Below are 21,859 nucleotides of genomic sequence, written 5' to 3'. Positions count from 1 at the left end.
CCTATCTTCCTAGTATCAGACTGTCTGACAGTTCAAGTGTCAGACGTCACAGCCGATACGTCAAGATGCTCCCGAAAAAAACACCACAAAGAGGATTGATTACCCATGCTCAAAGAAGAGATCAGGACACCCGCAGCGCCCCTTCCGCTAGGAAGCTACTCCCAGGGGGTGCGGGTCGGGGATCACTTGTACCTGACCGGGCAATGCGGGTTCGACCCCGTTTCCCGTGAACTGGTGAGCGAGGATGCCGGCGAGCAGACGCGCCAGGCGCTGACAAACCTGCGGAGTATTATCGAGGCTGCCGGCGGAGCGATGTCCAATCTCGTGACGGTCCGTGTGTATATCAGCAGCGATGACGACTGGCCGGAAGTCAACGCCGCGTACGGCGAATTCTTCGAACACCCCTTCCCCGCTCGCACCACGGTCCCTGTCGGTCTTGGCGACGGAATCAGGGTCGAAATCGACGGAATCGCTGTCTTAGCGTAGCCACGCATATCACCGATTAGGGAATTGCGACTCGTTCGTCGGTGGACGCTGGCTGAGGCTCTGTTGAGGGGCAATCTATCGACTTCATGTCAGCGGTTTGCCCGTCATAGCTGTACCTGACACACGAACTGCCCGTCCGATGCTCCGCCCAAAACCCACCGCTTGTCGTCACATGATCCCGTAAATAGATCAGCCGTTGTGTAGCCGCCGGTTGCCGGCGAGACCGAATAACACCCGGCATCGCCTTCTCCAATTGTCGAACCAGTTCAGTCGAACCAACTTCTGTGCCGTGAATTATCCACGCGTATATTGCTTATTTATTTTATGTCATGCAAAGGGTGGCCGAGCTTCTGTTGTGACAGGAAGTCGAGGGGGGTTCTAGCCGGGCATGCTCACCGTCACTAGAAAAGAAGCATGCTTACCAATAGGCTGGCGGAGGGGAATTTCCCCTTCGACCAGAACGAGGTGAGAGCATGACGGATACTGAGATCATCAGCAAAGTTACGGACATCATCAACGATGCGCACATCGGTATGTTGACCACCATCAACGAAGAGGGCGCCCTGGTCAGCAGGCCGCTGGCGGTCCAGGACGTGCAGGAGGACGGAGACCTCTGGTTCTTCACAGGCCGGGGCACCTCGCAGGTCTCACACATTCAGGCCGATCCGCGGGTCAATGTTTCCTTCGGCAGGCGCACCGAGTGGGTGTCGGTGGCCGGTACCGCCGAGGTGGTCACGGACCGGGCCAAGATCCACGAAATGTGGAACCAGGTAGTTGAAGCGTGGTTCCCGGACGGACCGGATACCCCTGAGGTTTGCCTGCTCCGGGTGGACTCGGAATCCGCAGAATACTGGACCAGTCCGGGCGGGACGGCCGCCACAGTCATCCAGTGGGTTAAGTCCAAAGTGACGCACAGCCGCATGAGCGTCGGCGAAAGCGGCACGGTGGAGCTTTAGGGACGGCAGGACTCCAGCGACGGCGACACAGTAGTTAACGTCCGACGGCGGGAAGTCCGGCGGGGATCCCGGCAGCCCGTTCCGCCGCAGCGAGGGCAACGCCAAAGCGGACGACGGCGGGAGCGTAGCCCTGGTGCGGCACGGGCCGCAGCTGTTCCGCCTCCCTCATGGCGCGGATCAGTGCGGACGTCTCGGGCAGCCGGACGTCCGTCATGGCGGGGTAGTCGATGCAGCAGGCGGGGTCCAGCTCGTAGCGGCTCCACCGGGCCAGAAGTGCGTCATGTACAGCCTGCGCCGCGGTGTGCGCGGGCTTGTCCTGCCTTTGCTGGCGGCGGCGTTCCTGCCACGCCAGGATTTGGGGACTGCCCCAGTACGCGGCCACGCCCGCCCCTGTCCCCAGCACAGCCAGGATTGCGCCGGACCAAGGTGACGCAAGTGTGGGAATGAGGATCGCCGGGATTGCCACGGCAGACCCCATAAAAACGTCCCAGAATACGGGGTCAGGGGCGTGGACGGGAGGGTCCGGCGTCGAATGCCGGCGGACAGCCAGGACAGTGGCGGCCACGGCGCACACCAGCACTGCACCCCAGAAGCCCAGCTGCAATGCTCCAAACAGGACGGATTCTGCGAATGCCGGCACTGCGGCACCTCCCCGCGTCAGGCCCGGCCCAGGATTCCGGGTTGCTCCTTCCATTGCAACCCTTCCGGACGCCGGGGTCAATGGCGGGACCTCCTGCGCCGGCCGTGATTCGTGCCGGAGGTTCCCGCGCCTGCCGCGGGCCGGTCGCTTGAGACCATGAGACTGAAAATGTGCAGCATCCATGTCCAGGATCCGGCCGCAGCCCATACGTTCTACACCGGGACCCTCGGGTTCGAGACGCTGATGGCGATGCCCGAGTACAACCTGTTCATCATCAAGGATCCCGGCGCCGATGCCGGGTCTGTGGGGCTGCTGCTGGAGCCCAGTGACAACCCGATCGGTGCGAACTACATGAACGCCCTGCATGAGGCCGGGATCGCGGCCATCACGTTCGGGGTTCCGGATGTTCAGGCCGAGTACAGCCGGCTGCTGGCCGCAGGCGTGACCTTCCAGGGCGAACCATCAGAGGATCCGTCCGGGATCAGTGCAGTCTTCGACGATGGCTGCGGCAACTTCGTGCAGCTGCACCAGGACTGTCGTTCCCCAACGCCTATGACCGGCGCTGGCTACTCGGCCTGGGCGCGGGCCTTCTTGGCGTCCTTCTTGGCTGCCTCGTCCTTGACCCGCTGGGCTTCGGTGCGGACGGCGGCGTGGGTGGAGCGCTCAGTGACCAGCCACGCCGGGGGAGCCTGCAGCAGCGCGGTGATTTCCGCCGTCGTGAGCGCTTCCTCAACACCGCCGCGGGCCAGGCCGCTGATGGAGACGTTCAGCTTCTGGGCCACAACCGGGCGGGGGTGCGGGCCGTTGCGGCGGAGTTCCGCGAGCCACTCCGGCGGGTTGGTCTGGAGTTCGGCGAAATCGGCGCGGCTGATGGTTGAATCCTGGAACTCCTGCGGTGTTGCCGGTAGGTAGATGCCAAGCTTCTTGGCAACGGTGGCCGGCTTCATGGACTGGGAGTTTGCAGAGGTCATGATTCAAGGGTATCTGGCTGCCCGCCTGAAAGGCACCAATACTGCACCCGTCCCGCACCATCTCAGTACCAGTCCCGCCCCATCTCAACATCAGGTCCGGCATTGCGGGGCCGCGTGGGCGGTACTGTGAAGACGTGCCCGCAGTCAATGAATCCCCGCAGAACGCCAGTCCCGACGAATCGCCGGAGCAGGAGGCGCCCCGCGTGCTCCGCTTCGCCTATGTGGCCGGCGTGACCCCGGGCAAGTGGATCCGCCGCTGGGAAGAGCGCGTGCTGGACATCCCGCTGGAGTCGTTTATGTCCGACGACGGCGCCCAGCTTTCCGTATTGGGTGACGGTTCTGCGGACCTCAGCTTCGTGCGGCTTCCGGTGGAACGCGAGGGCCTCAATGTGATTCCCCTCTATGAGGAGCAGCCCGTGGTGGTGGCGCCCAAGGGCCACGAGATTTCAGTGTTTGAGGAAGTGGCCTTGGCCGACCTGTCGGCAGAGACTTTCCTGGATGTCGCCGCATTGGGTGGCCCGGAGGCGGCCCTGCAGGTGGTGGCGTCCGGCGCTGGCCTGGTGATCCTTCCCATGTCCGTGGCCCGGCATTTCAATGTCAAGGACACTGTGGCCCGGCGGCTGACAGGTGCCCCGAGCACGGAGATCGCGCTGGCCTGGCCGAGCGATTCCACGGACGACATCATCGAGGAGTTCATCGGGATTGTCCGCGGCCGCACGGCGGCAAGTTCCCGGCAGCCTTCGGCCCAGCAGGAGAAGCCCAAGAAGGAACCGAAGCCGGACCGGCGCGGCCACGCGGTTAAGAAACCGAAGGTGGCCCAGCGGTACGCCCCGAATCCGGACAAGGGCCGCGGCAAAGGCTCCCGCAAGAAGGGCAAGCGCTAAAGCGCTGCCCCACTCGTCGCCTTGGACTGCGACGACGCGAATGCTCCACGAGCTAACGGCAGCATAATCAAATAACTGACCTGCACGGTGTCGAGAAAACTCCACCACTCAGCGGGACGTAACCAATCGGGAACTCGCGGAGTCAGCTGGGAGCCTGCGTCGCAGACCGCAGATGGCTGGGAAGGATCCGCCAGGGCATCCAGGAGTGTCTCGTATCCGGGGAATCCGCCGCAATCCTCGACGATCGCGTGAACCGCCAAGTCACGGACTTTTCCGAACGTTTGCTGTATGGGAGTACCATACAGTTATGAATCAGAGCATTATCGACCTGCTGGCGACCGAAGCTGCCGCATCCGCCGCCGAGACGGAAGAGGCCCGGAAGCGGATGCTGCTGAGCGCCCGCCGGCGTCAGGAGTGCATCCTGGGCCTTCACGCCTCCGGGCTATCCGTGCGGGCCATTGCTGCGCGGCTGGGAAGCAGCCCGTCGGTGATTCAGGCTGCCCTCCGCACAGCGAAAGGCAGGCACCCCCCAGCCCGGCGCGAGGAGCGGTTCCCTTATGAGCTGCACGTCATGCTGGGGATGCGCTTGCACGAGGAGCCATCGCGGCTGCGCAGCCTGGCGCGCGGCAACCTTGAAAGAATGCGTCGCACCCCGCGTGCTGCCGTCGCTGAACGTTGGCTGGACCAGTGGGATGAACTTCTCGAACTGCCCGATGATGCACTGGAAAAGGCGATGCTCGCCAACGACGAAAAGGGCAGGGATCTGCGCCAGATCAGTCCCTTCGCCGGGGCGCTGAGTGGCGAAGACAGGCTGGTTGCCATGAAGAAAGCGCAGTTGCTTGCGAAGGGATGAACTCGAGCACGCTATCCGTGCCGCGACCCAAATCATCCAGGACGACCAGGTCATTATCATCGGCAGCCAGTCGATCCTGGGTTCCTACAGTGAGGACCAGCTGCCGGCGGCCGCGACGATGTCACCGGAGGTTGACATCGCTCCGATGCGGGATGCTGATGCCGATGCCTTGAGTGATCAGCTGAGCTTTGACGCAGGCGAGTGGTCGGAGTTCCACGCCACCTACGGCTTCTATATCGAAGGGGTGGGTAAGAGAACAGCAATCCTGCCCCCGGCCTGGGAGTACCGGCTGGTCGGGGTGCGCAACGAAGCGACAAACAATGCCACGGGCTTGTGCCTGGAACCCCACGACCTGTGCGCGGCGAAGCTGATGGCGCACCGTGAAAAGGACTTTGAGTTTGTTCGGGCGCTGGTGCTGGCGCGCCTGATCGACCCGGCCATCCTTGAAGAACGGCTGGCCTCCATCGACCTAATCGCGGTCGAAAGCGATCAGGATGTAGAAGTCCTGGAATACCGGCAGCGGCAGTCCATCATCTGGCTTGCAGGTGTCCTCCCGCCTGACCCCGGGCGGAAACAGTAACTGACAGCCGTGGCCCTGTGCGGGGGCCTGTTAAGCGCGGTGGCCTCCTGATTCCGGACCTCCGGAGCCTCCTGCTCGGCGGGTTTCAGAACGCCCGTTTCGGCATACTGGATGCGGCTGAAGCCGGTCGCACGCTGCGGAAACGCACGGGGTTCACAAGATTCACAGGCATTAACAGGGAGCCTGTTTTGCGGGCCCAACATGGATGCGCGGTCCGGCGGGCGACCGGTAGCCGGGCGGCCCGTCAATCCCGTGTTTGTCACCCGTGCATCCTCGGGCAGGCCAGTTGCATGGTCAGCGGCAAGGCAGTTAAGATGGACCCGTAGTCGGATATGTCCTGTCATGCTGACAAATTGACGGAATCTTCATTATCGGTAGTTAAAGCACGGGAGTAGAAGTGACTGCGAGAACTCCCGTTCCACGAACAAAGCGGCATTTCTGCAGATAAGGCCGCCTTTGTGGCGATGAATGCTTTGCAAGCAGAACGTGAATCTACTCCTGGATGCCGCTTTAGGTTTCTGCATTCATGCAAGTTTCCAGGGCGGAGATGGCTGCGGTGAGTGGAGCCGTTCTGGGTTCCGGCGGAACTAAGCCGAGCAGGCTTCCGTCAGTTCTGCGACTGACTCTGCCGGCACTCGGTCTCCGGCCTCGGCGATCTGGCCCAGCGGCGTCGTAATTTCCGCGGGCACGCCGGCAGCGTCCGCGGCGGACACCAGCCCGCCCAGCAAGGCCTTGTCCTGAACGCTGACCAGGCCGTCCTCCACTACGGTGCAGACCTGCTTCTTGACCTCGTCCGTGGCTGCGGTTGCCACCTTGGAGGCGGCATCGTTTCCGGCGTTTTCAGCGACTTCCTGGACCGATCCGCAGGCGGAGAGGAGGAGCATCAGGGGGACGACGGACAGGGCGGCAAGTCGGCGTTTCATTCGTCCAGCCTACCGACTCAGTCTGTTCCGGCTTCTCCGTGCACTTCGTTCAGGTTGTCTTCGGAGCGGTCCAGATAGGCCAGGAGAAGGTCAGCTGCACGGTCCAGTTCCCCTGATTCGAGGGCCAGGCAGATCGTCTCGTTGTCCTTCAGATAGTGCTGGTAAAACTGCGCGTCCACAGTGGCTTTGTGAAAGAACAGGCGCATCTCGGCCAGGACCTGGCCCATGATGCTGTTCAGCCGTGGGCTTCCGGCCATGGCCACGATGGCCCCGTGGAAGTGCTGGTTGGCGGTGCCCAGGGCTTCGTCGTCACGGGCTGCCGCCGCGCGTTTGCCTTCCTCTACTGCCGCCCGGACGGCGGCCATATCCTCGGGGCTGCCTCCGGCTCGCAGGGCGCTGACCTCGATGGCGCGGCGGACCGTATATACGTCGTGAATATCGCCTGCCTCCAGGCTTGCCACAAAGACGCCGCGGTTGGGATGCCGGACCACCAGGCGTTCGCTGGCAAGTTCAACGAAGGCCTCACGCACCGTGTTGCGGGAGACGCCCAGATCCTCCGCGATGGTGGATTCGGTGAGCCGCATTCCAGGGGGCAGCGCGCCTTCGGCCAGCTGCAGGCGGAGTTCATCCGCCACGCGTTCGGCCACGGACGGAACGGCAACCCGCAGGCGGCCCGAGGCAACCCGGGTACCCCGGTCCGGCGTCGTTGTCGTCGAAACGCGGGGAGAAACGCGGGAAGAGGGGACGAGCGGGTCTGAAGAGGCCATACACGAGAATTTACACGATCGTCACATTGTGTAATCGAAGGATTGTTGAACAATCTGAAGATTTAGTGCATCCTAGTTAGGACCACCCAATGAGACGGGGATCACAAATGGCAACGATTGACCTCAATAGCGACGTCGGCGAGTCCTTCGGGCGCTGGAGCCTCGGCAATGACCTGGCAATGTTCAACTCGGTTTCGAGCGCGAACGTGGCCTGCGGATTCCACGCCGGCGATCCCAGTGTCATCCGCAGGACCTGCCGCGAGGCCGCCGCCGCGGGCGTCGTCAGTGGTGCCCACGTCGGCTACCGGGCCCTCGCCGGTTTCGGACGCCGTTTTATGGACATCAGCCCCACGGAACTGGCCGACGACGTCGTGTACCAGATCGGTGCCCTGCAGGCCCTCGCCGCGGTTGAGGGAGCCCGGGTCCAGTATGTGAAGCCGCACGGCGGACTGTACAACGCCATCGTGACGCACACAGCACTGATCTCCGCCGCCCTGTCCCGGGTCTGCCCGGACGTCCTGTACGCGCTGTTCACCGTCTTTGTGGCCGTCTACGCCACCAAGGAACTGGGCATGACCACCGGCGACGTGTTGGCCGCCATCCTGATCGGCTCCGCGTTCCAGCTCTTCCTGATCCCGGCCGGCGGCGCCCTGACCGACCGCTTCAACCGCCGCATGGTCTATGGCATTGCAGCTGCCGCAACTGCCGCCTGGATCCAGGTGTTCTTCCTCATCATCCAGGGCCGGTCCGAGGTTATGCTGATCATCGGCGTTGTGCTGGGCCTGGCCCTGCACGCCTTTATGTACGGACCGCAGGCCGCCTACATCACCGAGCAGTTCCCGGCCCGCCTGCGTTACGCCGGGAGGTCCCTGGCATACACCCTGGCGGGTGTGATCGGTGGTGCCGTGGCCCCGCTGATCTTTACCGCCCTCTCCGCGGCCTCCGGGAACTGGTACCTGATCGCCGGCTACCTGCTGCTGGCATCCATCGTCACCATCGTGGGCCTTGCCATCGGCCGGAACCCGCAGCCGGAAGCGGACCTCCGCCTGCTGCCCAATGACGACGCGCAGGAGAGCCACGCCTGAGCGGCGCGGCCTGATCCCATGGAAACAGTCAGCAAGCCCGCTGCCGCGGCCCGGGTGCTCGCCGTCAGGCCAGTAGGTACGACGGCGGTTCTCGCCGAACTCTCCGGGCTCCACGATGTCCTGGCCCTGCAGGCCCTTCTGCTGGAGGAGCCATTGCCCGGCCAGGTGGACGTCCTGGCCGCCGCCGAAACTGTGATGGTCAAGGCGGATTCGCCCGCTGCGGCGCGCAGGATGGCGGCCCGGCTGCTGGAGATGGACCTGACGGTCCAGTCCCACGCCGAAGGCAAACTGGTGCAGATTGAGACCGTGTACGACGGCGACGACCTCGCCGAAGTGGGCCGGCTCACCGGGCTGGGCGCTGACGGCGTCATTGCAGCCCACACCGGGCAGGTCTGGACGGTTGCGTTCGGTGGCTTCGCGCCGGGCTTCAGCTACATGGTAGGGGAAAACCACGTCCTTGAAGTCCCGCGCCGGAGTTCGCCCCGGACCACCGTCCCCGCAGGCTCCGTGGCCCTGGCCGGCAACTATTCGGCCGTGTACCCGCGGAAATCCCCGGGTGGCTGGCAGCTGATCGGCCGCACCGAGGCCCCGATGTGGGACCTCAGCCGGGAACAGCCGGCCCTGGCCGCCCCCGGTGACCGCGTGCAGTTTAGTGCGGTACGCGAACTCATTGAAGTTACGGACACCCCTGCTGGGAGGGCGGCTTCCGAAGCCCCGGCGTCCCACGAACCGGACAACCAGTCCGGCCTGCTGATCCTCTCGCCCGGACTCCAGAGCCTGATCCAGGACCTCGGCCGCCCCGGTCACGCCGGGCTTGGGGTGTCCTCAGCCGGGGCCCTGGACCGCTCCTCCCTGCGCCGCGCCAACCGGATCGTGGGCAACGACCCGTCAGCCGCCGTCGTCGAATCCGTTGCCGGCGGGCTGCGCGTGCAAGCCGTGGGGGACCAGGTGCTGGCCGTGGCCGGCGCGCCCTCGGCACTGACTGTCGTGACGCCGTCGGACGTTCCGGATGATGACGCTCCGGACGACGAAGATGACCGGTCCGACCAGGTGCGCGAGGTGCCCATGGCTACGGCGTTTGCCCTGTTCGACGGCGAGATCCTGACCATCGGAGCGCCCGAGCTCGGCTTCCGCAGTTACCTGGCCATCCGTGGCGGGGCAGCAGTGGACGCGGTGCTGGGGAGCCGGTCTACGGACACCATGTCCGGGATCGGGCCGGCACCGCTGGCCGCCGGGCAGCTGCTCGGCGCCGGCGCCGCCACGTCCTCCAACGTGGTGGGCAACCCGGAGCTGCAGCCTGACTTCCCGGACACCGGCGTCACGGTCCTGGACATCGTTCCCGGACCCCGCGATGACTGGTTTGACGCCGCCGCGCTGGAATCGCTCTGCGTGCAGGAGTGGGCGGTGACGCCCCGCTCGAACCGCGTGGGCATGCGCCTGGACGGAGCGGCGCTCAGCCGGAGCCGGGACGGGGAGCTGCCCAGCGAGGGAACCATGGCCGGCGCGCTGCAGATCCCGCCGGACGGACAGCCGGTCCTCTTCCTGGCCGACCACCCCATCACCGGTGGCTACCCCGTGATCGCCGTCGTGGTGGACCACCAGCTGGACCTGGCCGCCCAGGTTCCCATCGGCGGGTCCATCCGGTTCCGCTGGGCTCCCGGCTACGGGCTGCCCACCAGCTTTTCCGATTCTTCCCCAGACATTTCCCAGACAAACTGAGTCCTGATCGCCAACCGCGGAGAAATCGCTGTCCGCATCGCCCGAGCCTGCGAGGACGCCGGACTGGAGTCCGTGGCGGTGTATGCCGACGTTGATGCCGACGCCATGCACGCTGGCGCGGCCACCGAGGCGTACGCGCTGGGCGGCAACGCGCCGTCGGAAACGTACCTCGATATCCCCAACCTCCTGCGCGTGGCCTGGATCGGACCCACCCCGGCGGCCATCCTCCAGCTGGGCAACAAGATCACGGCGCGCGCGATCGCCGTCCGCGCCGGTGCCCCGTTGGTGGCCGGCAGCGACGGTCCGGTGGATTCGGCCGCGGCGAGTGCTTTGTGGAGCGCTACCTGGACCGGCCCCGGCACATGGAGGCGCAGGTCCTGGCGGACCAGCACGGCAACGTGGTGGTGGACACCCGCGACTGCTCGCTGCAGCGCCGGCGCCGGAAAGTTGTGGAAGAGGACCCCGCACCCTTCCTGCCCGGAGAGCAGACCCAACGGATTTACGACGCCGCCAAGGCAGTGACACAAGCGACCGCGGCGGCCTGTCGATCATCGAGCGTGGAGAAAGCTCAGCTTCCGTGGTGAACACCGGCCTGTTCAGGGAATTCCTAGTAAAGACCGTTCCGGCAAAAGGGCAGGTCGTGAACGAGGACGGGGCTTGGGCCATGTTCCTGCCCGGCCTGCCCTTGGCAGCCGAGGGCACAACGTTGGAAGAAGCGACCCTTGATTTAATCGACGCTCTTCGCGAATACGCCGAAGACTGGGAGGACCACCTAACGCACGGCACCAAACCACCGGGGCAACTGGGCCCTGGTGCAACATATTCACTCGTGCACTGACGAGGAACTGGACGCACGGCTGACCGGTAGCAAGAAGTGAGCCAAAAGTATCCACCAGGCACGCGCGATGACCACGAAGTTTTCTGTAGGACTGAGGAGTGGCAGCCCGTGCTCAACGCCAACGACCAGAAGGTCCGTCATCACGCCACCTATGAGCTTGCCTTGCATGATGGGCGGATTCTTCGGACACGAATTTCGCGTCCAGTGGACGGCACGGCTTACGGCCCTTCCCTCTGGGGAGAAACTTTGAAGAATCAGCTCGAAGTCACCCCGGACGAATTCTGGGAATGCGTGAAGGAGGGCGCTCATCCGGACCGCGGCGCGACCGAGGCGCCGACTACTGCGTTGCCGCTGGAGCTCGTTATTCTCTTGACCAAGTCAGCCAGGAGCCCGACGGCGGGATCACGGCTTGGTCCCGCCAGCGGAACCGTTGGGCGGCGCTACTCGGCTGAGGGCCGTTGCCGTTGCCGTTTCGTCGTCGACCGCTGTTCCTTGGCGGCGAGGCGGCGGCGGTTTGAACCCCGGGTCGGTTTGGTCGCCCGGCGCTTGGGGCCGTCGGGTGCCAGGCCTTCTGCCACCAGCTCGGTGAGCTTGGCCAGGGCGGTCTCGCGGTTGCGCAGCTGGGAGCGCTGTTCGGAGGAGGCCACGGTGATAATTCCGGCAACGAGGCGTGGTCCGAGGCGCGTGAGCAGCATCTGCCGTTGGTCATCCGAAAGCGCGGCGGAGCCGGCGATGTTCCACGAGAGTTTGGCGCGGCTGTCCGTCGTGTTGACGTGCTGACCGCCTGGCCCGGACGAGCGCGAGAACCGCCAGCGGAGTTCCGACGCGGGAATCGTGAGCGCGGGTGACACCTCCAGATCCATGCAACCAGCGTTGCACACTATGGGCGTGATCCACGCCCCCATTCTTGGGCAGCGGAGGGAGGTACTGGCAGGCCCCTCGTCACCGACTGGCGCGGAGTGTTCCTGTTCCTCGCCGCCGTCGGGGTCGCGGTCCTGGTGGCGTCATTGGTGATCTTCAAGGAGACCCTGCCCGCGAAACGGCGGGTGACTCGAGGCCTCTCCCACACCCTCCAGGATTTCCGCCGGCTTCTGGCCGACCCGGTGTTCGTCGGCGCCGTGCTGATCACCGGGTTCACGTACTCTGCGGTCTTCGCCTATTTGAGCGGGGCAACATACATACTCCAGGGCACGTACGGGCTCTCCCCGCAGGGTTACTCGTTTGCCTTCGGCCTGAATTCACTGGGCTTTATGGCTTTCGGGTTCATAGCCGGCCGGCTCGCCGAACGGTGGTCCGAACGGGGGACACTCACCGTGGGCCTGATCATGACTGTGGCCGGCGCCCTGGGGCTGCTGGCGGCGGCGCTCCTGCACCTGCATCGGCGGCGCCACCGACGCCGTTCCGTTCGGGACAGTTGCAGCCGTTTCCGCGGCAGCGGCCGTCCTTTGCCTCGGGCTGGTCAGGAGGCGGCGCAGCCCAAGTGTTATCGGCCGGATGTAACTCACCCCGCCCGCTCCACCGCCGCCAGGATTGCCTGCCCCAGCTCCACGGGTTTGGTGAACTGGGGCCAGTGCCCGGTGGGAAGGTCCACGTACTCGACGTCGCGGATGCGAGCCAATTCCTCGGTGAAAGGGTGGCTGGCGTCGATCCATTCGGTCAGGAGCGATGACGGGAATTCGCACGCGATCACGGTGGCGGGGACGTTGTAACGGCGGATGTCATGCAGGCGCTGCCGGCCGTAGGCCACACCCTTGGGCTGCGGAATGGCCCGGGCCCGGAAAGACGCGCGGAGCTCGCCGGTGAGGTCCACCAGGTCGGCGTCCTCGAATCCGTCCCACGGCGGCAGCGGCACGTCGTCGCCGTCAGTGGGCAGCTCGTCATTTATGGCGCCGCCCTCGCCCAGGGGTCCGCTGTCAACGTAAATGTTGCGCGCCACCCGGCCCGGCCGCGCGTCGGCCACCGCGTGGATGATCGCGCCGCCGCCGGAGTGCCCCACGAGGACAACTTGCCCCTCGAGGCCATCAACGAAATTTACGACGGCGGCAATATGGTCCTGGAGGCTGATGCCGGCCCGGGGTGTATCGACAGTTTCGAGGCCGGGCAGCGTCAGCGGATGGGTTGTGTGCCCGGCCGCCTCCAAGGCAGGCGTCACCTCCTCCCACGATGAGGCGTCCAACCAGAAACCGGGTACCAGGATGATGTCCATGACGGAACCCTACTCCGCGCCCCCGGCACCAGGTAAGGCATTAAGCAAGGCGCCGGGTACGGCCGGCGCAGACAAACCGCCATCGCGCATTGCGGCGACGGCGTCGGTCAGCGGCACGAATTCCGTGTCGTGTGTGACCATCACGGTGGCCACTTTGAACTCGTCCGTGACCCGGCGAAGCAGCCCGACGATGGAGGCGCTGCGCGCGTGGTCCAGCGCCGCCGTCGGCTCGTCCACCAGCAGTACTTTTGGACTGCCCATCAGGGCCCGGGCAATGTTCACCCGCTGCCGCTGCCCGCCCGAGAGCTGATGCGGACGCTTGTCCGCGGACCCGGCCAGCCCCACCAGATCCAGGAGTTCCACGGCGCGCGAACGCGCGGCCTTCAGGGACTTGCCGCGCAGGTGGTGGCCGATCATCAACTGCTCGACGGCGGTCAGGGAGGCCAGGAGGTTGGGCTGCTGGAAGATGATGCCCACCTTCTCCCGGCGCAGCGCGGTCAGTTCCTTGTCCTTCAGTTCCGCCGTGTTGGTCCCGTCAATGACCACGTCCCCACTGGTGGGGCGGACCAAGGTTGCCGCCACGGCCAGGAGGCTGGATTTGCCCGAGCCGGACGGGCCCACCAGCGAAACCATCCGGCCTGCCGCGACCTGGAGGCTGACGCTGTCCAGGGCCTTGACGGTTCCGCCGCCGTCCGGGTATTCGAGGGTGACGTTGGTGAGGGCCAGCGGCGGGCGGGCCAGGGCGGAGCCGGCAGTTGGCGTGGCCAGGAGTGCAGGTGTGACAGACATGGGAAGTACCTTTCGGAGGGTGAAAAAGGAGTTAGTTGCCGCCGAGAGCGATCAGCGGATCGACGGTGGTCACCTTGCGGACTGCCAGCGCGGCGCCCGCCATGCCCAAGGCCACAATTCCCAGCACGGGCAGCAGCGTGGTGGCTGGCGTAACCAGGAACGGCGCCGCCTGGGCTGCGGCGAACCCGCCAAGAATTCCGACCGCCCCGCCCAGGCCAGCACCGACCAGCAGCACGATGGCGGCCTGGGTCATGGCGTCGCGGAGCACGTAACCTCCGGACGCGCCCATGGCCTTGAGGACCGCGATATCGCGGGTGCGCTGAACCGTCCAGACCGTCAGGAACGCCACGATCACCAGCGCCGAAATCCCATAGAGGAATGCCTGCATCAGCATCAGCGACCCGTTTTCGCTCTTGAAGGAGCCCAACGCCTGGAACGATCCTGTGCGGGTGGTGCTGACAGTCTGCGCCATTGCATTGGCCGACTCCTGGTCCACCTCGGCGCCGTCCTGGTAGGTGACCGCCACGACGGTCGCCACCGGCGTGCTCCCCGGCGCGCTGCCGGCAGCCGGAGCCAGGTGCGCCACCTCGGCCCAGGTGGGCAGCGCTGTCCACACCACGCCGGTGTGCGAATACCACTGGTCATCCACGACGGCGGCGACGGTCAATTCAGTGCCACCCACCGTGGCCGTATCTCCGACGTCGAGCGAGAGATCTGCGGCGACGGTCGCGCCGATCACTACCGATCCGGCCTTGACCGGCGACGGCGCCAGCTGCCCGTCCTCGGCAACGCCGAACACCGCCACGTTGGTGGTGCCGCCATCGCCGCCCTGGAGGCGGGACTGGCTGATACCCAGGGCCTCGGCCCGGGCCACCCCGGCGGTGCCCCTCCAGCTGTCCACCTGCGCTGCCGTCACCTCGCTCTCTGTGAAGGACGCCGTGGGCTGGTTGGCGCCCGGGGCGCCAAAAACGATGCTGTCCACCGGCGTGGCCTCAGCGCCGGAGCCAGGACCAGACCCGGCACCCAGCTTCCCGATGGCGGACGTGGACTGGTCGCCCAGCCCGGCGGTGAGCCCGGACAGCAGCACCAACAGCAGTGTCACCAAGGCCACCACGCCGCCCATCAGGGCAAACCTGCCCTTGGCGAACCGGATATCGCGAATAGCGAGAAACACGTTGTACTTCCTTCAGTGGGGTGGATTCCTTCTGATTCCACTCTCCGGCGCATCGGCCCGACCCACATCGGGGACTTGGTTGAGCCGGGCGGGACAAAGGGCTGACGGGGCGGTCAACCTTTTGGTTGATCCGTACGCCCCCGCCGGCGCATAAGCTGATGAAATGCCTGCCGCGGAGCCACAGACCACCACGTCGGGGGCTGCCATCCTGCGGTTCCTGCGGGTGACGCTTCATGTCAGTTTTGCCGTGCTGCTGCTGGTTGCCATCCTGCGGCTCCATTTGGCGGCGGGCGCGGAGGGCGCGGCAGTCGGCCAGCGCCTTGCCTGGTCCCTACTCGCACTTGCCTTGGCGGCCGCGTATCTCGCTGGCACCATCCTGGAAAAGCGCTTCGCCGCTGGCCGTTCCAGCTTCAACCCGCACCCCTACGCCGCCCCTTGGCTGGGCCTTGTCACGGTGCTGTGGGGCATCCTCCTAGCGGGCAGCGCCGAGTTTTCCTGGGTCGCCTTTCCGCTTTTCTTCCTCCACCTGCACGTCCTCCCGCGACGAATTGCGCTGCTCACCATAGCCGCGATGACGGCCGCCGTTGTTGCCTCGCAGTGGGTGGCCAGCGGACTGCCGTCACCCACCCTCCCCATGGTCCTTGGACCGGGGCTGGGTGCCGTTTTCGCCGTGGTCACCGGGCTCGCATACCGCGCTCTCTACGAGGAGAGCGAGGCGCAGCGGCTGGCCGCGGACGAACTCCGGAGCACCCGGGCCGAGTTGGCCAAAACCCAGCATGACGCCGGTGTCGCAGCTGAACGTGAGCGACTGGCCCGCGAAATCCACGACACCCTCGCGCAGGGCCTGTCCAGCATCGTCCTGGTGGCGAGGGCGGCGGAGAAGTCCCTGGCCGGCGGCGATCTTGCCGCCGCCGCCGAGCGGTTCGCGCTGGTGCAGCAGACGGCGTCGGAAAACCTCGCGGAGGCCCGCAGCTTTGTCCGCGGCCTCACCTCGCCGCAGCTCCAGGAGTCGTCGCTACCGGAGAGCCTGCAGCGGCTCTGCGCCGAAACCGAAACCATGGCGGCCGCCCGCGGTGACGGACTCCGCTGCCGCTTCGAGCTGGTGGGCAACCCCGCGGAGCTGCCGCCACAGTACAGCGTCACCCTGCTCCGGGCCGCCCAGGCCAGCCTGTCCAACATCCGGCTTCATGCCAAGGCAAGCACCGCCGTCGTCACCCTCGCGTTCCTCGGGGACGAGGTCACACTGGACGTGTACGACGACGGCACGGGCTTTGTGCCGGAGGCTCCCGGTACCGGCGTGGCCGGCCGGGCGGACGGCAGTGGGTTCGGGCTGCGTTCGCTTGCTGCCCGGGTGGGTGAGCTGAGCGGCTCGGTGGACGTGGAGACGGCACCGGGCGAGGGGACCGTCATCGCCGTCCGGCTGCCGCTCACAGGCGGGGCGATTCCCGGGCAGCAGTTGCCTGGCCCGGGAGGGGAAAACTGATGGGGGAGCTCCGCATTCTGCTGGTGGATGACCACCCTGTGGTCCGCGCGGGCCTGCGCGCCATGCTGACCGAATTCGAGGACTTCAGCGTGGCTGCCGAGGCCGCCGACGGGGACGCTGCGCTGCGCGAACTCGCACGGCTGCGGACGCTGGGGGAGCGCGTGGACGTGGTGCTGATGGATCTGCAGATGGGCGCCGGGATGGATGGTGTTACCGCCACGGCAGCGATCCGCAAACTGGAATCCCCGCCACCGGTCCTGATCCTGACCACTTACGACACCGAGGCGGACATCCTGGCTGCCGTGGAGGCGGGCGCCAGTGGCTACATGCTCAAGGACGCCCCGCCGGAACAGATCCGCCAGGCGGTGTTGTCAGCGGCGGCCGGCCAGACGGCGCTGGCGCCCAAGGTTGCGGCACTGTTGATGTCTCGGATCAGCAGCCCGGAAACCGCCCTCACAACCCGTGAGGTCCAGCTCCTTGAACTGCTGGCCACCGGCCTGACCAACCGCGCCATCGCCCGGCGGCTCTTCATCTCCGAAGCCACCGTCAAAACACACCTCGTGCACATCTACGGCAAGCTCGGCGTGGACAACCGGACGTCCGCCATCGCCCTGGCCACGCAGCGGCGAATTATCCGCACGCCGGGCCAGTAACGGCTCCATATTCGGCGTGCATTGCTCCGTCGTCAGGGGAACTTTGAGATGACCCGATCAGTCCTTTGCGGACTGAACGATCGCACCGTGGCCCTGAAGGAACATTTTTCGGCCGCCACCGTCATCGGTCCAGACCCAGATGATGGAGAAGTCCGCCGTGGCGGCATCCACAACCCCGGTGCCGGTGAGTGTTCCTTCGGCGAAGCTGACCTGCTCACCGACGACAAACCTCGGGTGGCGGATCCGGTTCTTCCTCCTGCGAGAGGATGTGAGGCTGTCCGGAGCCATCATCGGGTGGCTCCAGCGGTGCTGGGAGCGGTCATTTTGTGGTGATTCATAGGCATCCTTCGGTCGCATGTTGGCTCTGCCAGCTCATTACAACCCTGCCCGCTGCTCTCAGGTCACGCTCTGCGTACGTGGTGGGTCCAGCCTAACCGGGAGTAAGTTCGCGGTGCCTTCCGAACCCAATGCGACCAAGCATTATTTCCCTCTGGCTGGCTGACAGCAACGCGACCGTATATTCAATTGGCCGCGGATACCGTTACAGCCGCTCGCCGAACAGCGGCAGGCTTCGGGCGCTGCGGCGTGCAAAGGGCGGCGCGACGCCGCATTGCGTAACAGGGGGTCCGTCCGTCCCTACGCGTCTGGGGTACGCGCTAAGCCAACTGCTAAAATGACTGGGTTGTAGACCGGCATATAGCTAGTCCAGCCAGCGCCGTAACGTAAGTAGGGGACCACACAAGAGATGACGGCAGGCGGTTCACACATCAGCACTTCGGAGAGCGTCCCCGGTCCGTCGAAAAAGACAGCCCCCGGCGTGGAGCTCCCGAAGTCTGTTGCGCCCGACCTAGCTCCCCCCACGAAGCGCCGGGTGTACATCGCCACCTGGCAGGGGTTCCTCGGCGCCCTCATGATGTTTGTGGGCTCGATCGGAACGGGCTGGATCGCCAACGGCTCACCCATGATCCGCCAGCCGGTGGTCATCGCGCTGCGGACCGAGGGGTGGGGGGTGACGCTGTCCACCGTGCTCCTGACGGTGGGGGCGATGCTCCTGATGCGGTCCTGGCTCAGGCTGGGCCAGCGGCTGGGTGACTGGGGCGAACACTCGCTGCGGTCAGTGGTCATAGCCATCTCCGCCTGGTCCCTGCCGCTCCTGCTGGCCGTCCCCATTTTCTCCCGCGATGTCTACGCCTACACCGGCCAGGGCCGCCTGGTCATGGAGGGGCAAAATCCCTACACCGTGGGCATCTCCACACTCAACAACTGGTTCGCCCTTGGCGCGGACCCGGCCTGGGCAGAGAACAGGACCCCCTACGGGCCCTACTTCCTGTGGCTCGCCCGCGGTGTTGTGCAGCTGACAGGGGCCCAGCCCGACGTGTCCGTGCTGCTTTTCCGCCTGATCGCCGGCTTCGGGGTTCTGCTCTGCGTCATCTACGTGCCGAAGCTGGCAGAACTGCACGGTATTAACGGCGCGCGGGCGCTCTGGATCTCGGTGGCCAACCCACTGTTCCTCATCAGCTTCGTGGCCAGCGCCCACAACGACGCGCTGATGGTGGGCCTCGCCGTCGCCGGTGTCTACTTCGCCGCGACGACGCGCTACTTGGCCGGCATCCTGCTGGTCACCGCCTCCATCGGGATCAAGCCGATCACCGTGCTGCTGCTCCCGTTCATCGGGGTGATGTGGGCTGGGCCTGCCGCCTCGTGGACGCGGAAGTTCCTCATTTGGGGCGCGACGGCGGGTATTAGTTTCGCCGTGCTGGCCGTCAGTGGGATCCCCTACAACCTCGGGTTGGGCTGGGTGTGGGCCATTATGGACCCGACTCCTGGGTACACCGGGTATTCGCCGTCGGGGTTCCTGGGGCAGCAGGTCGAGTTCCTAGGCAATGTGCTGGGACTGCCGGGCGGCACTATCGCGGACCTTTTGCGGACGGGCATGAAGTGGGCGGCTATAGGCCTGGTGCTGCTGCTGATGTTCCGTGGCGATTACTCGCGGGCGGTGCGCCGGCTGGCCCTGGCGTTCGCTGCCGTCGTGATGCTTTCGCCCATCATCCAGCCCTGGTACATTCTCTGGTTTGTGCCGTTCCTGGCTGCCACCGGCATCCGGAACGACTGGCAGATCCGGTGCCTCTACGTGGGCGTGACGTTCTTTGTGGTGTTCGGCGCGCAAGACCAGCTCTCGGTTTGGTCCTTTGTGGAGCTGGCCATTGACGCGTCGTCTTTGGCGTTCGTGACGGCGCTGCTGTTCACGTTCTACCTCCTGGTCCTGGACATCCACACGCGAAAGCTGTTGATCGAGGGCAAACCCTCGGACTGGGCCCGGCGTGGATGGGGCTGGGTGCAGGAGCAGAGGCGCAGGGCCCGCTGAGGCGCGCCCTGCTGGTTGCAACCCTTGCTCTATGTCGGCACGCAAGAAGGAAGAAGCTTGTCTGTTAAAGCGCGAATGTTCAAGTCAACCGTTCTTGACGAAGGGCCTGGGCCTTTTTTCGAACGCGCAGGCAATAGTCTTGAGGAAGTGTCCCTGACGGGCCGAAATCGGGAGACTGGAGAGTGAGCTATGCGGGTATCCGCTGAAGATCGAAAAGAACAGCTGATTTCAGCGACAGTTGAGCTTATGCGTCGTGAGGGCGTTCAGTCCGTGACCATCCGGGCCATTGCCAAGGAAGCTAACGCTCCACTGGCTACAGCACATTATTGCTTCAGCAACAAAGAAGAGCTGATGGAGGCGGCCGCCGAGGCTTGGTTTAAGAACTTGAGCCGCTTCTCAAGCGACGTCCCGGTCCATTTAGGCCTTCGCAAGGCTGTGGAACAAGTAGCCGAAGGCTACTGGCGCGCCCTTGAGGAAGAGCCCGAAAGCATACTTTCGGAGATTGAACTCATTTTGTGGGCAACACGCAACGCCGTAAGCCCGCTGGCCGGGAGGATTTATCCCGCTTATGAAGTGGAGCTCGGAAATATGTTCGCTTCCGCCGCCCAAAACACCGGCGAACAGTGCCTCATGGAATTCGCTACGCTGGTCAGGATCTTTTTGATGATTTACGACGGAGCGGCCATTCAATACATGACCGACCCGAAGGCCGCCGATCATCGCGCCCGGTTCTTCATGATGATTGACGCACTTCTCCTCAAAGCCGGCGTCTGAACCAGCGCGGCCTCAGGCGGGCACCTTGGTGTCGGAACGGTCGGAACGGTCGGAACGGTCGGGAGGGGATGTGGCGACCGCAGGCAGGGATTTCAGCCCGGCCGCGCAGCCCACAATCCCCGCGATGAAGAGTACCTTCAGCAGGCTGAAGGGTTCGACGCCGGCGGCCATCGCCCAGCCCACCGTCAGCGCAGCGCCGATTCCCACCCAGACGGCGTAGGCGGTGCCGAGCGGGATGCTGCGGATGGCCAGGCCGAGGCCGGTCATGCTCAGGGTGGCCGTGACGGCGAAGACCATGGTGGGCAGCAGTTGGGTGAAGCCCTCGGACTGGCCCAGGGCGGTGGCCCAGACGGCTTCCAGGACGGCGGAGGCGAGCAGCAGCAGCCAGGCAGCGGAACGCTTGGTCATTACGCCACCACCTTCAGGCCAACCACGCACGCGGCGATCCCGGTCAGCAGCAGGAGGCGGGCCGTCGTCGGACGTTCCGCCCTGGTGAGGATCGCGTAGGTGGAGGTCAGCACAACTCCAACGCCCACCCAGACGGCGTAGGCGGTCCCGGTGGGGATGGACTGCATGGCGATGGCGAGGCCGCCCATGCTGGCGAGTACGGAGACCAGGAAAAGGAGCGCGGGCGGGACACGGCGCCGGCCCGAAGCTTGGAAGGTCCGGTGCAGGGATGCGGCCCAGACGGCCTCCATCGACCCGGAAAGAATGAGAATCAACCACGACATAACAGATCCTTTGGCCTCGCTTGTAGGAACCGACGGCGGGTGGCCGGGCCGGAAGTCAGTCTCAAGATCAACCTCCCCGTGGGTTGGTGCCGGGGCCTCCCGCAGCGTTCATTGGGGATCAACACCTACGCCATGGTGGCGTACATGAGTGCCATGATGGCGGCGCCGACGGCTTCGAGGCTGTGTTGTTCCCGGGGGGAATGGGCGGTCTTTGCGGGCTCCGTGGTTGCCGGTTTCCGGGTGCGCAGAAGAAGGGCGATGAAGATCAGCGCCGCGGTTGCGAAGATGATTGTCAGCGGGGTGGCGAGGCTGGGTAGGTGATCGAGGGTTGCGGTGGCAGTGGCGCGGGGTAGCTGGGGCATTGAGTGGTGGGCATTGGGCAGTGGCATGGTTTCTGCGGCGCCGGGGGTGATGTGGCTCGTCATCATGGCGATCATGAGGGCGGCGCCGGCCATGCTGACGCTGTGATAAACGCATTTCGGGCGGCTCAGGCTGCCTGTGCAGAGTATTTTGAATTCGGGCCGGGCGACGGCCTGGATAATGAACCAGAGCGCTGCGCCGGTGAGGACGGCGATCTGGGCGAGCATCGTGGAAGGTGCGAGGTTCCAGAGCATGGCGGCCATCAGGAGGTTCATGAGGGCGTGGAGGCTGTTGTTGATACGTTCGGTGAGTTGGTCGGGCTTGGTGGCCTGCAGGAGGTGGTAGCTTCCGCTGAGCAGCAGGACGGCTGTGAGGGTCCAGGTAATTGCGGGGATATTGAACACGCGGATCACACTCTCGCTACAGGGTTTAGGTTAGGTGCAGGCGGTCCCCGGTGCTTTTGTTCCAGCACCGGGGACCGCCTGTTTGAGGGTTGTTCGTTTTCCAGCTTTAGCTCAGATGCCTGGTTCTTTGCTTCCCTGAAGCTGGGCCGGGCTTATTTGTCAGTGGTGCAGCATGTTGCGGTGTTGGTTGTTTGGGTTCGGTTTTCGTTGGTGGGGAG

24 protein-coding genes and 3 pseudogenes are annotated in these 21,859 nt (G+C 65.2%); 15 read left to right on the top strand and 12 right to left on the bottom strand.

Translation table 11 applies throughout. From position 1 onward, the window contains the following. The first annotated feature begins 105 nt into the window (after positions 1-105). Both QK290_RS15840 and QK290_RS15835 read left to right on the top strand, forming a co-directional pair. Complete coding sequence (locus QK290_RS15840) at positions 106-486, top strand: RidA family protein (RefSeq protein WP_282331586.1); 381 nt, start codon at positions 106-108, stop codon at positions 484-486. A 473-nt stretch (positions 487-959) separates the two neighbouring features. Further along, entirely contained in the window at positions 960-1,442 is a 483-nt protein-coding gene (locus tag QK290_RS15835) for a pyridoxamine 5'-phosphate oxidase family protein (protein ID WP_282331585.1), read from the top strand. 34 nt (positions 1,443-1,476) lie between these two features. Here the strand turns inward: QK290_RS15835 and QK290_RS15830 are convergent, their stop codons facing one another. Beyond that, complete coding sequence (locus tag QK290_RS15830; RefSeq protein ID WP_282331584.1) at positions 1,477-2,082, bottom strand: hypothetical protein; 606 nt, start codon at positions 2,080-2,082, stop codon at positions 1,477-1,479. 156 nt (positions 2,083-2,238) lie between these two features. On the opposite strand from QK290_RS15830, the pseudogene QK290_RS15825 reads away from it, so the two are divergent. Continuing rightward, positions 2,239-2,616, top strand: a pseudogene (locus QK290_RS15825) (VOC family protein); the annotation flags it as partial. A 32-nt stretch (positions 2,617-2,648) separates the two neighbouring features. Here QK290_RS15825 and QK290_RS15820 read toward each other — a convergent pair. Further along, a complete protein-coding gene (locus tag QK290_RS15820; RefSeq protein ID WP_160675920.1) occupies positions 2,649-3,053 on the bottom strand; it encodes a DUF5997 family protein in 405 nt (134 codons plus the stop codon). A 134-nt stretch (positions 3,054-3,187) separates the two neighbouring features. Here QK290_RS15820 and QK290_RS15815 point away from each other — a divergent pair, with 134 nt between their 5' ends. The 3 genes from QK290_RS15815 (at position 3,188) to QK290_RS15805 (ending at position 5,370) form a co-directional block, all read left to right on the top strand. Then, positions 3,188-3,937, top strand: a complete 750-nt coding sequence (locus QK290_RS15815) for a LysR substrate-binding domain-containing protein (protein WP_282331583.1) — start codon at positions 3,188-3,190, stop codon at positions 3,935-3,937. A 307-nt stretch (positions 3,938-4,244) separates the two neighbouring features. Further along, the gene (locus tag QK290_RS15810) at positions 4,245-4,790 is read left to right on the top strand and encodes a helix-turn-helix domain-containing protein (RefSeq protein ID WP_282331582.1); all 546 of its coding nucleotides are present in this window, start codon (positions 4,245-4,247) and stop codon (positions 4,788-4,790) included. Further along, entirely contained in the window at positions 4,777-5,370 is a 594-nt protein-coding gene (locus tag QK290_RS15805; protein WP_282331581.1) for a DUF6036 family nucleotidyltransferase, read from the top strand. The genes QK290_RS15810 and QK290_RS15805 overlap by 14 nt, the downstream gene beginning before the upstream one ends. A gap of 587 nt (positions 5,371-5,957) precedes the next feature. On the opposite strand, the gene QK290_RS15800 is transcribed toward QK290_RS15805, so the two are convergent. Then, a complete protein-coding gene (locus QK290_RS15800; RefSeq protein ID WP_282331580.1) occupies positions 5,958-6,293 on the bottom strand; it encodes a hypothetical protein in 336 nt (111 codons plus the stop codon). 17 nt (positions 6,294-6,310) lie between these two features. Beyond that, positions 6,311-7,060 carry a GntR family transcriptional regulator gene (locus QK290_RS15795; protein WP_282331579.1) on the bottom strand — a complete coding sequence of 250 codons (750 nt, stop codon included), beginning with the start codon at positions 7,058-7,060 and terminating at the stop codon, positions 6,311-6,313. Positions 7,061-7,149: 89 nt separating this feature from the next. Between QK290_RS15795 and QK290_RS15790 the strand changes: the two genes are divergently transcribed. The 4 genes and pseudogenes from QK290_RS15790 to QK290_RS15775 all read left to right on the top strand — a co-directional run bounded on the left by QK290_RS15790 (position 7,150) and on the right by QK290_RS15775 (position 10,702). Next, a complete protein-coding gene (locus tag QK290_RS15790) occupies positions 7,150-8,145 on the top strand; it encodes an MFS transporter (protein WP_348994664.1) in 996 nt (331 codons plus the stop codon). An 18-nt stretch (positions 8,146-8,163) separates the two neighbouring features. After that, positions 8,164-9,864 carry a 5-oxoprolinase/urea amidolyase family protein gene (locus QK290_RS15785; RefSeq protein ID WP_282331578.1) on the top strand — a complete coding sequence of 567 codons (1,701 nt, stop codon included), beginning with the start codon at positions 8,164-8,166 and terminating at the stop codon, positions 9,862-9,864. Positions 9,865-9,867: 3 nt separating this feature from the next. Continuing rightward, positions 9,868-10,385 (top strand): annotated as a pseudogene (locus QK290_RS15780) (biotin carboxylase N-terminal domain-containing protein); the annotation flags it as partial. A gap of 119 nt (positions 10,386-10,504) precedes the next feature. Continuing rightward, positions 10,505-10,702: a hypothetical protein gene (locus tag QK290_RS15775; RefSeq protein WP_282331577.1), complete on the top strand. Its 198-nt coding sequence runs from the start codon at positions 10,505-10,507 to the stop codon at positions 10,700-10,702. 440 nt (positions 10,703-11,142) lie between these two features. On the opposite strand, the gene arfB is transcribed toward QK290_RS15775, so the two are convergent. Further along, positions 11,143-11,565, bottom strand: coding sequence for an alternative ribosome rescue aminoacyl-tRNA hydrolase ArfB (gene arfB / locus QK290_RS15770; RefSeq protein ID WP_282331576.1), 423 nt, complete (start codon positions 11,563-11,565; stop codon positions 11,143-11,145). A gap of 96 nt (positions 11,566-11,661) precedes the next feature. Here arfB and QK290_RS15765 point away from each other — a divergent pair. After that, positions 11,662-12,012: pseudogene (locus QK290_RS15765) on the top strand (MFS transporter); the annotation flags it as partial. Between the two features lie 191 nt (positions 12,013-12,203). Here QK290_RS15765 and QK290_RS15760 read toward each other — a convergent pair. The 3 genes from QK290_RS15760 to QK290_RS15750 are packed head-to-tail and all read right to left on the bottom strand — an operon-like array spanning position 12,204 to position 14,871. Further along, positions 12,204-12,908 carry an alpha/beta hydrolase gene (locus tag QK290_RS15760; RefSeq protein ID WP_282331575.1) on the bottom strand — a complete coding sequence of 235 codons (705 nt, stop codon included), beginning with the start codon at positions 12,906-12,908 and terminating at the stop codon, positions 12,204-12,206. Positions 12,909-12,917: 9 nt separating this feature from the next. Continuing rightward, on the bottom strand, positions 12,918-13,697 hold the full coding sequence (locus tag QK290_RS15755) for an ABC transporter ATP-binding protein (protein ID WP_282331574.1): 780 nt from the start codon (positions 13,695-13,697) through the stop codon (positions 12,918-12,920). A gap of 31 nt (positions 13,698-13,728) precedes the next feature. Next, positions 13,729-14,871 carry an ABC transporter permease gene (locus QK290_RS15750; RefSeq protein WP_282331573.1) on the bottom strand — a complete coding sequence of 381 codons (1,143 nt, stop codon included), beginning with the start codon at positions 14,869-14,871 and terminating at the stop codon, positions 13,729-13,731. 163 nt (positions 14,872-15,034) lie between these two features. Between QK290_RS15750 and QK290_RS15745 the strand changes: the two genes are divergently transcribed. Both QK290_RS15745 and QK290_RS15740 read left to right on the top strand, forming a co-directional pair. After that, on the top strand, positions 15,035-16,354 hold the full coding sequence (locus tag QK290_RS15745) for a sensor histidine kinase (protein ID WP_282331572.1): 1,320 nt from the start codon (positions 15,035-15,037) through the stop codon (positions 16,352-16,354). After that, entirely contained in the window at positions 16,354-17,007 is a 654-nt protein-coding gene (locus tag QK290_RS15740; protein ID WP_282331571.1) for a response regulator transcription factor, read from the top strand. Before QK290_RS15745 ends, QK290_RS15740 begins: the two co-directional genes overlap by 1 nt. 57 nt (positions 17,008-17,064) lie before the next feature. Here QK290_RS15740 and QK290_RS15735 read toward each other — a convergent pair whose 3' ends face one another. Beyond that, positions 17,065-17,364, bottom strand: coding sequence for a hypothetical protein (locus tag QK290_RS15735; protein ID WP_282331570.1), 300 nt, complete (start codon positions 17,362-17,364; stop codon positions 17,065-17,067). 388 nt (positions 17,365-17,752) lie between these two features. On the opposite strand from QK290_RS15735, the gene mptB reads away from it, so the two are divergent. Continuing rightward, a complete protein-coding gene (mptB, locus tag QK290_RS15730) occupies positions 17,753-19,372 on the top strand; it encodes a polyprenol phosphomannose-dependent alpha 1,6 mannosyltransferase MptB (RefSeq protein WP_282331568.1) in 1,620 nt (539 codons plus the stop codon). Between the two features lie 189 nt (positions 19,373-19,561). Then, positions 19,562-20,146, top strand: a complete 585-nt coding sequence (locus QK290_RS15725; RefSeq protein ID WP_282331567.1) for a TetR family transcriptional regulator — start codon at positions 19,562-19,564, stop codon at positions 20,144-20,146. Between the two features lie 12 nt (positions 20,147-20,158). Here QK290_RS15725 and QK290_RS15720 read toward each other — a convergent pair whose 3' ends face one another. The 3 genes from QK290_RS15720 to QK290_RS15710 form a co-directional block, all read right to left on the bottom strand. Next, positions 20,159-20,554 carry an SMR family transporter gene (locus QK290_RS15720; protein ID WP_282331565.1) on the bottom strand — a complete coding sequence of 132 codons (396 nt, stop codon included), beginning with the start codon at positions 20,552-20,554 and terminating at the stop codon, positions 20,159-20,161. Continuing rightward, entirely contained in the window at positions 20,554-20,877 is a 324-nt protein-coding gene (locus QK290_RS15715; RefSeq protein ID WP_282331564.1) for an SMR family transporter, read from the bottom strand. Before QK290_RS15715 ends, QK290_RS15720 begins: the two co-directional genes overlap by 1 nt. A gap of 125 nt (positions 20,878-21,002) precedes the next feature. Continuing rightward, on the bottom strand, positions 21,003-21,641 hold the full coding sequence (locus tag QK290_RS15710; RefSeq protein WP_282331562.1) for a DUF5134 domain-containing protein: 639 nt from the start codon (positions 21,639-21,641) through the stop codon (positions 21,003-21,005). Positions 21,642-21,859 lie beyond the last annotated feature (218 nt).

The organism is Pseudarthrobacter sp. AL07 (assembly GCF_029960665.1).
Lineage (GTDB): Bacteria > Actinomycetota > Actinomycetes > Actinomycetales > Micrococcaceae > Arthrobacter.
This window is presented reverse-complemented; position numbering and strand designations above follow the sequence as displayed.

Coding starts and splice junctions, on each gene's coding strand:
- QK290_RS15720 (WP_282331565.1), bottom strand. CDS start 20,554: ATGACCAAGCGTTCCGCTGCCTGGCTGCTGCTGCTCGCCTCCGCCGTC.
- QK290_RS15785 (WP_282331578.1), top strand. CDS start 8,164: ATGGAAACAGTCAGCAAGCCCGCTGCCGCGGCCCGGGTGCTCGCCGTC.
- QK290_RS15760 (WP_282331575.1), bottom strand. CDS start 12,908: ATGGACATCATCCTGGTACCCGGTTTCTGGTTGGACGCCTCATCGTGG.
- QK290_RS15735 (WP_282331570.1), bottom strand. CDS start 17,364: ATGCGACCGAAGGATGCCTATGAATCACCACAAAATGACCGCTCCCAG.
- QK290_RS15795 (WP_282331579.1), bottom strand. CDS start 7,060: ATGGCCTCTTCAGACCCGCTCGTCCCCTCTTCCCGCGTTTCTCCCCGC.
- QK290_RS15745 (WP_282331572.1), top strand. CDS start 15,035: ATGCCTGCCGCGGAGCCACAGACCACCACGTCGGGGGCTGCCATCCTG.
- QK290_RS15800 (WP_282331580.1), bottom strand. CDS start 6,293: ATGAAACGCCGACTTGCCGCCCTGTCCGTCGTCCCCCTGATGCTCCTC.
- arfB (WP_282331576.1), bottom strand. CDS start 11,565: ATGGATCTGGAGGTGTCACCCGCGCTCACGATTCCCGCGTCGGAACTC.
- QK290_RS15755 (WP_282331574.1), bottom strand. CDS start 13,697: ATGTCTGTCACACCTGCACTCCTGGCCACGCCAACTGCCGGCTCCGCC.
- QK290_RS15715 (WP_282331564.1), bottom strand. CDS start 20,877: ATGTCGTGGTTGATTCTCATTCTTTCCGGGTCGATGGAGGCCGTCTGG.
- QK290_RS15835 (WP_282331585.1), top strand. CDS start 960: ATGACGGATACTGAGATCATCAGCAAAGTTACGGACATCATCAACGAT.
- QK290_RS15790 (WP_348994664.1), top strand. CDS start 7,150: ATGAGACGGGGATCACAAATGGCAACGATTGACCTCAATAGCGACGTC.
- QK290_RS15810 (WP_282331582.1), top strand. CDS start 4,245: ATGAATCAGAGCATTATCGACCTGCTGGCGACCGAAGCTGCCGCATCC.
- QK290_RS15820 (WP_160675920.1), bottom strand. CDS start 3,053: ATGACCTCTGCAAACTCCCAGTCCATGAAGCCGGCCACCGTTGCCAAG.
- QK290_RS15840 (WP_282331586.1), top strand. CDS start 106: ATGCTCAAAGAAGAGATCAGGACACCCGCAGCGCCCCTTCCGCTAGGA.
- QK290_RS15725 (WP_282331567.1), top strand. CDS start 19,562: ATGCGGGTATCCGCTGAAGATCGAAAAGAACAGCTGATTTCAGCGACA.
- QK290_RS15740 (WP_282331571.1), top strand. CDS start 16,354: ATGGGGGAGCTCCGCATTCTGCTGGTGGATGACCACCCTGTGGTCCGC.
- mptB (WP_282331568.1), top strand. CDS start 17,753: ATGACGGCAGGCGGTTCACACATCAGCACTTCGGAGAGCGTCCCCGGT.